The organism is Synechococcus sp. R65.1 (assembly GCF_047461755.1).
In the GTDB taxonomy this organism is placed as follows: domain Bacteria; phylum Cyanobacteriota; class Cyanobacteriia; order Thermostichales; family Thermostichaceae; genus Thermostichus.
In genome coordinates this window covers 84,791-93,089 of sequence record NZ_JANSHU010000007.1, presented here as the reverse complement: position 1 = coordinate 93,089, position 8,299 = coordinate 84,791, and the positions used below count along the sequence as shown (strand labels likewise).

The following is an 8,299-nucleotide window of genomic DNA, read 5'->3' as shown; positions in this document are numbered from 1 at the left end:
GCCCCGTAACTTCTTAGCAGGAAGCCGCTTTCGACCACTCAGCCACCTCTCCAAGCTGGCAGAGCCAGCGGCAAGCTGGGCGCCAACTTCTAGCTCACCTATTGTAGAAGATGGGATCCCAGCCGGCAACTGTTCTCGGCGGGGATCCCTGGCTGCCCTTAGCTCACCACCTGCACGTAGATATCGAAGCTGCCGCTGTTGTTGCTGTAACTGCCCTTGGCGTCGTTGACATTAAAGGCAATATCCAGGTTGGGATCCAGATCCACCTCTTGCGGCTGCTCGGGCGAGGATTCCCAGACCTGTCGGGCCACCAACTGGACGTTGGGCTGGAACAGCACCAGGCCGTAGCGGCAAAGGCCAGGGTAGCGCCAGTCGGGAGGCGTGGGGATCCCTTTGCCGAGAGGGGAGCGAATGCTGGTGGAGAAAGAGAAGCCATAGCGCCAGGCTACATTTCTTACGAAAAAGCGAATGCGGCTGGCCCGCAGCGGCTGCCCTTGCCAGTACAGGACATTGCCGGCCTCGTGGTTAACCCGCAGGCCACAGAAGGCAATCCAGCCCTGCAAATTTTCCTCTTGGGGCTGACTGCCCTCGATCACCACGGCTTGGCTCCAGTCCAAGTCGCTGCCATCACAGGTAATCTCTGGAGGGACTTGCGTCAAATCCACTTGCAGAAGCTCTAGCGTAGCGGGTGTAACCAATTGGGTAGACATTGCTATCTCCTTAGTTTCCTTGCAAGGCAAGATTGTGATTGTGAAGCCTTAAGAAGTTTTAAGGCAAGCTGATAAAAAACAGCTCCAGATTCTCGTAAGGCTCTCTATTGGAAGTTCTCTCTCTTGCTAGCTCTAGCAAATCCAGGTTACCCAAATTGCCCAAAGAGCGGGTTCGACTTTTTCAAATTTTTACCAAAAGTGCTGAAAGACCAGGTTCAGATGCCTTTTCATTAATGTAAATCGACAACGTGAATGGCGGAATGTACTGGGAGGCTATACACCCTCAAGGCTAAACTAGCTCTGCTTGATGAGTAACGACTATTTCAGAAGAAAAAGATTTCTTTCAATATTTCTAACTCCGTTGCTAGCAAAAGCTGAACCTTGAACTCGAGGGGGGCGAGTTTTCCCAATTGGTGTCCTAGAACACTCGGACTCTGCTGTCCGAGAAGCCTTTTGCCGAGGCTGGCCAGAACCTGGAGCGCTTTAGCCGGAGCTTCTGATAGGATCGCCATCACAGGTCTCAACAGGTCTTAGGGTGCACGGCGCCCACGGCATGCACAACCACTTGACTTCCTCCGCTGTCACCGATCTCGAGATCATCTCTTTGTCAAGTCCCCAGCAGGCCATGTCCCTGGCGGGGGTGCAGGAGTCTAACTTGAAGTGGATTAGCCGCTGCAGCGGCGCCTCGGTTACCCTGCGAGGGCAGGATCTCTATCTGAGGGGAACACCTCAACAGCGGCAGCAGGTGCGGCAGTGGCTAGAATTGCTCAAACCCCTTTGGCAAGCCGGGCACCCTGTAACAGCAGTCGATGCTGAACAAGCCTTCCGTGCTCTCTCCAACCAAGAAGCTGAGGCCTATCGCCAAGTGCAGGCAGGGGTTTTGGCTCGCACCCGCAAGGGAGAGCTCATTCGGCCCAAAACGCCTCGCCAGCAGGAGTACGTACAAGCCATTCGCACCCACGATCTCTGCTTCGGCATTGGGCCAGCAGGCACGGGGAAAACCTATCTAGCAGCCGTTGTCGCCATCACAGCCCTGCAAAACCGCGAGTACGAGCGTTTGATCCTGACGCGACCAGCAGTAGAGGCGGGGGAGAAGTTGGGCTTTTTGCCAGGGGATCTGGTGGAAAAGGTGGATCCCTATCTGCGGCCTCTCTACGATGCCCTGTTTGAGTTTATCGACCCGGCCAAGCTGCCTCAGCTAATGGCCCAGGGAGTCATCGAGGTGGTGCCGCTGGCCTACATGCGGGGGCGTACCCTCAGCAACGCTTTCATTATCTTGGACGAGGCCCAAAACACCACCCCTGAGCAGATGAAGATGGCCCTCACTCGGCTGGGCTTCCGCTCCCGCATGGTGGTTACCGGGGATCTCACCCAAACGGATCTGGGCAAGCATCGCCTGTCGGGCCTGGCGGCTGCAGAGCGCATCCTAGCGGGGGTGGAGGGGGTGGCCTTTTGCTACTTTGACCAGCGAGATGTGGTGCGCCACCCTCTAGTCCAGCGGATTGTCGAGGCCTACGCGCGCTACGAAAACCAGCAATGAGGCCGAAGGCGATCTTTTTCGATGCCGTCGGTACCCTGTTCCGGGTGCGGGGCAGCGTGGGCCAAGTCTACAGTCAGCTAGCGGCAGAATACGGGGTAGCCGTGGAACCACGGGCGTTGGATCGCGCCTTTGCCCAAGCTTTTGCCAGTGCTCCGCCACCCGCCTGCGTGGGCTTGACGGGATCCCTTTTAGAGGAGTGGGAGCGGGCCTGGTGGCATCAAGTGGTGCGCCAGACCTTTGCCCAGGTGGAGGGATCCCTTACTGCCTTTGGGGAGGAGCGCTTTGCAGCGTTTTTTGCCCACCTGTTCGAGCATTTTGCCGCAGGGGACCCTTGGGAGCTCTATCCTGAGACGCTGCCAGTTTTGCAAGCCCTGCAACAGGAAGGGATCCAGCTAGGGGTAATCTCCAATTTCGACAGCCGTCTAGTGCGAGTGCTGCAGGCGCTGCAACTGGATGGCTATTTTTCTAGCCTTACTCTCTCTACCCAGGTGGGCTATGCCAAGCCCGATCCCCGCATCTTCCAGGCTGCCCTAGCGGCCCAGGGGATCCCGCCTGCCGCTGCCTGGCACATTGGCGACAGCCGCCGCGAAGACTATGAGGGGGCCAAGGCAGCAGGCCTGAGAGCCCTCTGGCTGGATCGAGAGGGGAAAGACGGCTTCTGCCAAGAGCGAATCGAAAACCTGTGGGGCTCCCTCTTGCTGCTCAGGGGGCCAGAGCGGAATTGAGCAGTAGCGGGGCAAAGACCCCATCGGGCTTGAGCAAGTAGCGCCGCAGGTTCATCTGCCGCTCCAGAAGGCAAGCATGGCCGCTTAAAGGCGAGATCTCCACCTGGGCCTGGGGCAGTCGCTCCGCCAGACGCCGCACCTCCTGTACCGAGGGCAGGAGACGATCCCGCCCCCCCGCCACCAGCAAGGTTGGCAGCTTCATCGACTCGAGGGGCAAATCTTCCACAGCAAAGGATCCCAGCAAGGTTAGACGATGGGCAGCCACCTCCGGAGAAACGCTGTGCACGGCCTGGCGCAGCCGCTCCCGATCCGGCGGCTCCATTTGGCCCAGCTCCGCCAAAAACCCTAACCCCCGCTCCGCCAGTTGGTGGTAAAGTCCCGGCGGCAAAAAGGGCAGGAGAACCTGACCTGCCCACCACCAGGGCCGGCGCCGCAGCGAGGAGGCCGGATTGACCAGAATCAGGCCACGACAGCGCTCCGGCTGCTGGGCAGCTACAGCCAGGGCTAGGCAAGCTCCGAAGGACTCGCCACACAGGTAGGCTCCCTCCTCCAGTTGGGATCCCACCCAATCGGCCAAGCTCTCCCAGCTATGCCCCGCTTCGGGATGGTTTAAGCTCAGAGGGCGGACGCGGAACTCGGCTTGCAGAGCCTGCGCCTGCCGGTAAAACAGTTTGCCCGTGCCATCCATACCCGGCAAATAGAGCAGCAGGGGCCGCTTCTGGCGGCTTGGACTAGAGGCGGTGGGCTTGCTTTTCAATCTTTCCATCTCCTTGTCAACCCCAAGCGCACCTGTTCGCGGGCGGCTGCCGTTAACTCCCGAATGAGCTGCAGCCGCTCCTGGCGGCAGGTATAGCGCCTTGCTCCCCTCACCCAAAGAGGGGATCCCACTCGAACCACCACCTGACGGTAGATCACCACCGGATGCCCCCCCGGCTGCTGAAAGCTGGGCTCTGTGGGGTCAAACCAGCGGAAGAAAGCCATGGGGATGTCGATTGCCCGCCACTCCTCTTGGGCCCACACTGCCACCGGTAGGATTGGCAGGGGATCCACGCCAGCAGCCAAGGCCAGATGGGCAAAGCCCGGCTGGAACCGCCCCACCTCCTGCGGTAAGGTCTTGCGGGTCATCTGCTCCGCCCCTTCCGGGAAAATTCCCACCTCCCCGCCCGCTGCCAGGGTGGCCTGCGCCTGGCGAAAAAAGGCAAGCTGTGAACCCGATCCCTGCTGGAGGGGGATACAACCCAGAGCCAAGGCAACCTCCCGCAAGAGGGGCACTTGAGAGAGGTAGTAGTGGCAAGCAAAGCGAATTGACCGATCCAGCCCCGCAATCAGCACCGGCGCATCCAAAAAGCTCCGATGGTTGCTCACCACCAGCAGGGGGCCCTGGGGAACCCGCTCCTTGCCCTCCACCCACACCTCCGTCTGGAAAAGGCCAAGCAAGAGCTGCGCCAGCGCCCTCGCGTCGGGGAACCCGCTTCGCTGCAGGAGCTGATCCAGCACCACCCAGGATCCCATCGCCACCCTGCTCAGTAATCCACTCCGCGCCGCAGATCGGCTCCCTGCTCGGCGTAGTGCTTGTGGCTCACCATTTCCGAATGGACAGAGGCAAGCTCAAAGTAGGGCAGAGGCGCATGGCAGCGCCCTGTGATGATGATCTCCGTGTCCCGCGGCTTGCGCAGCAAAGCCTCGACAATGGGCTCCACGTCCAATAGCTCCAGATCTACCGTCGGGTTGAGTTCGTCCAGGATGATGGTCTTGTAAAGCCCCGAGGCGATGGCTGCCCTAGCCAGCTCCCAGCCCCGCTCTGCCTCCACATAGTCGATTTCCTGCTGCTTGCCCCGCCAGACAATGGCGTCGCGACCGCAGCGCTGGTGATCCACCAGATCGGGATAGCTCTCCCGCAAAGCGCGGATGGCTGCATCCTCTGTGTAGCCTGTTCCCCCCTTGAGCCACTGCATGATCAGGACGCGGTGGGAGAGATCCTTGCTGATGCCGCGCCCAATGGCCTGCAGAGCCCGGCCCAGAGCGCTGGTGGACTTGCCCTTGCCGTTGCCGGTGTAGATCTCGATGCCGCTGAGGGGGGGCTGTCCGTTCTGGGGATCCGCCGCCCGCCGCACGCTGCGCATTTCCGAGTGCAGATCTGCTAGGTCGATAATTTCCTTGGGGGCGCCCCGCCCGGTGATGATGACCTCCATCTCCTCTGGCTTTTGCTTGAGGGTGCTGACGACCTCATCCACGGGCAGCAGGCCCAGATCCAGCACCGGGTTTAGCTCGTCCAGCACCACCACCGAGTAGAAGCCCGATGCCAGCGCCCCCTTGGCTACATCCCAGCCGCGGCGAGCCTCTTGGCGGTCAAACTTGGTAATCTCGTCGGGGCCGAAGAACTCTCCTCGCCCCGTGCGCAGTTGATCGATAAGGTGGGGGAAGCCCCGCTGCAGAGCGGCAATCGCGGCGTCCTCTGCATAGGTGCGGCCCGGTCCCTTGAGAAACCGCACCAGCAACACCCGGCTAGGGGCCGAGTTTTCAATCCCCAGCCCAATTGAACGCAGCACAACCCCCAGAGCCGCCTGTGACTTGCCCTTGCCCTCGCCGTCGTAGACGTGGATCTGACCTCGCCGGCGATCAAATTGTTGCGCCGTTACAATGCCGATTTCTGCCCTGCCGCTCCGCATCCTGCTGTTGCCCAAAGCGCTTTTTGCTAACCCCCATCTTAGAGTCTAGCTAAAGGAGCCGGGGAAGCCCAGAAGAGGCTGGAACTGACGAACACCGGGATAAGATGAGCAATGGTTGTCCAGTCCAGTGCTTGTCTAGCGAGGGATCCCGCTTGTACCCGAGTGCGTTTTCTTCTCGCCCCTTGCCCCCTGCGGTCGAGAGCCCCATTGAGCTGGTGGGACGGACGCCGCTCATTCGCCTGCGGCGGGTTACTGCTGATTTGCCGCCAGCGGTGCGAGTTTACGGCAAAGCAGAGTGGTACAACCCCGGCGGCTCGGTCAAGGATCGCCCGGCCCTGAACATGATTCGCGCTGGCGAGCGCGAGGGCAAGCTTACGCCTGGCAAGATTATCCTGGATGCCACCAGCGGCAACACGGGCATTGCCTATGCCTGGATAGGGGCGGCTTTGGGGTACAAGGTGAAGCTGGCCCTGCCGGCCAACGCTAGCCCAGAGCGCAAGAAGATCCTCGCTGCCTACGGGGTGGACTTGGTGCTCACGGATCCAGCCCTCGGCTCCGATGGGGCCATCGAGAAAGCCCGCGCTCTCTACGCCGAAAACCCCGATCTCTACTTCTATCCCGACCAGTACAGCAATCCCGCCAACTGGCAGGCCCACTACGAGACCACAGGGGTGGAAATCTGGGAACAAACCCAGGGACAGATCACCCACTTCGTAACCGGGCTAGGCACCAGCGGCACCTGCATGGGGGTGGGGCGACGCCTGCGGGAGTACCGCTCTGATATCCAGATCATCGCCATGCAGCCGGACTCCCCCTTCCACGGCCTCGAAGGCCTTAAGCACATGGCCACGGCCCTCAAGCCAGCGATTTACGATCCTAGCTTGCCGGACCGGCACCTCGAGGTCTCCACCGAAGCCGCCCAGAAGATGGTAAAGCGCCTAGCTTTGGAGGAAGGGCTACTGGTGGGCATCTCTTCTGGTGCCAATGTGGTGGCTGCCCTTGAGGTGGCTCGCCAACTTTCCAGGGGGGTGGTGGTCACCATTTTCTGCGACGGGGCCGACAAGTACCTCTCGGAGCGGTTTTGGACCGAGGACTAGGGTTGCCGGCCCCTTAACACCCCGGCCTTTTTGCTGCTAGGATAGAACAAGTCCAGCTAGCGCGGATGTGGCGGAATTGGTATACGCGCACGTTTGAGGGGCGTGTGGCTTTGCCATGCGAGTTCGAGTCTCGCCATCCGCAGTGGGCTTTCACGCTTGACACTTCTCCTAGAGGGAGCTCTTTGCGCTACTCCCGGACAGCACCCTGAAGGCGTGTGCCTTGGGTGCGGGCAAAGCGCAGGTCAGCTCCAACCAGGTTGGCATGACGCAGATCGGCCCCGCGCAAGTCCGCGCCGTAGAGAGATTAGCCCCCCGCAGGTCGGCACCGCGCAAATCCGTCCCCTCCAGGTAGCTACCGCTAAGATTGGCGCCGCGCAAGTTGGCTTGCGGCAAATTGGCTCCCACCAGGTAGGCACCGCTGAGATCGGCGCCGGTCAGGATAGCGCGCTCCAAGTTGGCCTCGATGAGGTCGGCACCCTGGAAGTTGGCTTCTGCCAGATCCAGGTTGCTTCCCAGACGGCAGTTGGGGCAGGCTTTGGAAGCCAGTAGGTAGCGCAGGAAGCAAGCGTTGGGGGTGGCAGCGGCAGTGGAGGCAACCGTTGCCGTGGTCAGCAGCGCCAGAATAGCGGAAGCTTGGAGAGGGAAATTCGTGGTAGCCAAGTTAACGACAGCAACCCAGCGGAGCGAGGTTGTCCTGCATTGCTCCCAGGATAGGGACATCTGGACCTCCTGGAGCAACAGTGGGGCCCACTGCTTTTGCTGGAACTAGCTTTCGGGATCCGCCAGCATTGATTAGGAAAAAGCGTCTAGTCCTGGGCTGGCCCTATGCAGATTCGACTGGAAAACATCTGTAAGCGCTATGGCCGCCGCGAGGTGGTCAAGGATGTCAGCTTGAGCATTGAGCAAGGGGAAATCGTCGGGTTGCTGGGGCCCAACGGAGCGGGGAAAACCACCACCTTCTACATCATGACTGGCCTGATCCAGCCCAACCGCGGCCATGTCTGGCTAGATGACCAAGATATTACCCATCTGCCCATGCATCGCCGCGCCCAATTGGGGATCGGCTATCTGGCCCAGGAGCCGAGCATCTTTCGCCGCCTTAGCATTCAAGACAACCTGCTGCTAGTTATGGAGCAGACGGGGGTGCCTCGCCGCCTCTGGCAGCAGCGCCTCAACCACCTGCTCGAGGAGTTCCGCATTGCCCATGTGGCCCACAGTTTGGGTTTGCAGGTGTCGGGGGGAGAACGGCGCCGCGCCGAGATTGCCCGCGCCCTGGCTGCTGGGATCCACGGACCGAAATTTTTGCTGCTGGACGAGCCCTTTGCGGGGGTGGATCCCATTGCGGTGGCCGACATCCAGGAGGTGGTGGCCAAGCTCAAGCAGCGGGGCCTCGGCGTCTTGATTACCGACCACAACGTGCGGGAGACGCTGGAGATCACCGACCGGGCCTACATTCTCAACGAGGGAGCCATTCTGGCCAAGGGCACGGCAGCAGAGCTGGCGGCGGATCCCTTGGTGCGCAAGTATTACCTGGGGGAGAAGTTTCGTCTTTGAGGCT

At 60.7% G+C, this 8,299-nt stretch carries 9 protein-coding genes, 1 tRNA gene and 1 pseudogene; 5 read left to right on the top strand and 6 right to left on the bottom strand.

Going from position 1 to position 8,299, the window contains the following annotated elements; all coding sequences use genetic code 11:
• Positions 1-158 precede the first annotated feature (158 nt).
• Positions 159-710: a hypothetical protein gene (locus NW814_RS05085; RefSeq protein ID WP_414405440.1), complete on the bottom strand. Its 552-nt coding sequence runs from the start codon at positions 708-710 to the stop codon at positions 159-161.
• Positions 711-1,263: 553 nt separating this feature from the next.
• Between NW814_RS05085 and NW814_RS05080 the strand changes: the two genes are divergently transcribed.
• Entirely contained in the window at positions 1,264-2,250 is a 987-nt protein-coding gene (locus NW814_RS05080; RefSeq protein WP_414393436.1) for a PhoH family protein, read from the top strand.
• Positions 2,247-2,975 carry an HAD-IA family hydrolase gene (locus NW814_RS05075; RefSeq protein WP_414405439.1) on the top strand — a complete coding sequence of 243 codons (729 nt, stop codon included), beginning with the start codon at positions 2,247-2,249 and terminating at the stop codon, positions 2,973-2,975. The genes NW814_RS05080 and NW814_RS05075 overlap by 4 nt, the downstream gene beginning before the upstream one ends.
• On the opposite strand, the gene NW814_RS05070 is transcribed toward NW814_RS05075, so the two are convergent.
• Genes NW814_RS05070 through NW814_RS05060 form a run of 3 tightly spaced genes read right to left on the bottom strand, consistent with a single transcriptional unit; the run spans position 2,953 to position 5,644 of the window.
• The gene (locus NW814_RS05070; RefSeq protein ID WP_414405438.1) at positions 2,953-3,741 is read right to left on the bottom strand and encodes an alpha/beta fold hydrolase; all 789 of its coding nucleotides are present in this window, start codon (positions 3,739-3,741) and stop codon (positions 2,953-2,955) included. The genes NW814_RS05075 and NW814_RS05070 overlap by 23 nt on opposite strands.
• Positions 3,729-4,487, bottom strand: a complete 759-nt coding sequence (locus NW814_RS05065) for a lysophospholipid acyltransferase family protein (protein ID WP_414405437.1) — start codon at positions 4,485-4,487, stop codon at positions 3,729-3,731. Before NW814_RS05065 ends, NW814_RS05070 begins: the two co-directional genes overlap by 13 nt.
• Before the next feature lie 11 nt (positions 4,488-4,498).
• Positions 4,499-5,644: a cob(I)yrinic acid a,c-diamide adenosyltransferase gene (locus tag NW814_RS05060; RefSeq protein ID WP_414393431.1), complete on the bottom strand. Its 1,146-nt coding sequence runs from the start codon at positions 5,642-5,644 to the stop codon at positions 4,499-4,501.
• Between the two features lie 152 nt (positions 5,645-5,796).
• Here NW814_RS05060 and NW814_RS05055 point away from each other — a divergent pair, with 152 nt between their 5' ends.
• Together NW814_RS05055 and NW814_RS05050 are read left to right on the top strand one after the other, a co-directional pair.
• Positions 5,797-6,741 (top strand): PLP-dependent cysteine synthase family protein, encoded by a 945-nt coding sequence (locus NW814_RS05055; protein ID WP_414405436.1) that lies wholly within the window; start codon positions 5,797-5,799, stop codon positions 6,739-6,741.
• A 61-nt stretch (positions 6,742-6,802) separates the two neighbouring features.
• Positions 6,803-6,883, top strand: a tRNA-Leu gene (locus NW814_RS05050).
• Between the two features lie 45 nt (positions 6,884-6,928).
• On the opposite strand, the gene NW814_RS05045 is transcribed toward NW814_RS05050, so the two are convergent.
• Both NW814_RS05045 and NW814_RS05040 read right to left on the bottom strand, forming a co-directional pair.
• Positions 6,929-7,027 carry a pentapeptide repeat-containing protein gene (locus NW814_RS05045; RefSeq protein WP_414405449.1) on the bottom strand — a complete coding sequence of 33 codons (99 nt, stop codon included), beginning with the start codon at positions 7,025-7,027 and terminating at the stop codon, positions 6,929-6,931.
• Between the two features lie 50 nt (positions 7,028-7,077).
• Positions 7,078-7,461: pseudogene (locus NW814_RS05040) on the bottom strand (pentapeptide repeat-containing protein); the annotation flags it as partial.
• Positions 7,462-7,566: 105 nt separating this feature from the next.
• Between NW814_RS05040 and lptB the strand changes: the two are divergent.
• Positions 7,567-8,295 carry an LPS export ABC transporter ATP-binding protein gene (gene lptB, locus NW814_RS05035; protein ID WP_414393426.1) on the top strand — a complete coding sequence of 243 codons (729 nt, stop codon included), beginning with the start codon at positions 7,567-7,569 and terminating at the stop codon, positions 8,293-8,295.
• Positions 8,296-8,299 lie beyond the last annotated feature (4 nt).

Coding starts and splice junctions, on each gene's coding strand:
- NW814_RS05060 (WP_414393431.1), bottom strand. CDS start 5,644: ATGCGGAGCGGCAGGGCAGAAATCGGCATTGTAACGGCGCAACAATTT.
- NW814_RS05080 (WP_414393436.1), top strand. CDS start 1,264: ATGCACAACCACTTGACTTCCTCCGCTGTCACCGATCTCGAGATCATC.
- NW814_RS05085 (WP_414405440.1), bottom strand. CDS start 710: ATGTCTACCCAATTGGTTACACCCGCTACGCTAGAGCTTCTGCAAGTG.
- NW814_RS05075 (WP_414405439.1), top strand. CDS start 2,247: ATGAGGCCGAAGGCGATCTTTTTCGATGCCGTCGGTACCCTGTTCCGG.
- NW814_RS05070 (WP_414405438.1), bottom strand. CDS start 3,741: ATGGAAAGATTGAAAAGCAAGCCCACCGCCTCTAGTCCAAGCCGCCAG.
- NW814_RS05065 (WP_414405437.1), bottom strand. CDS start 4,487: ATGGGATCCTGGGTGGTGCTGGATCAGCTCCTGCAGCGAAGCGGGTTC.
- lptB (WP_414393426.1), top strand. CDS start 7,567: ATGCAGATTCGACTGGAAAACATCTGTAAGCGCTATGGCCGCCGCGAG.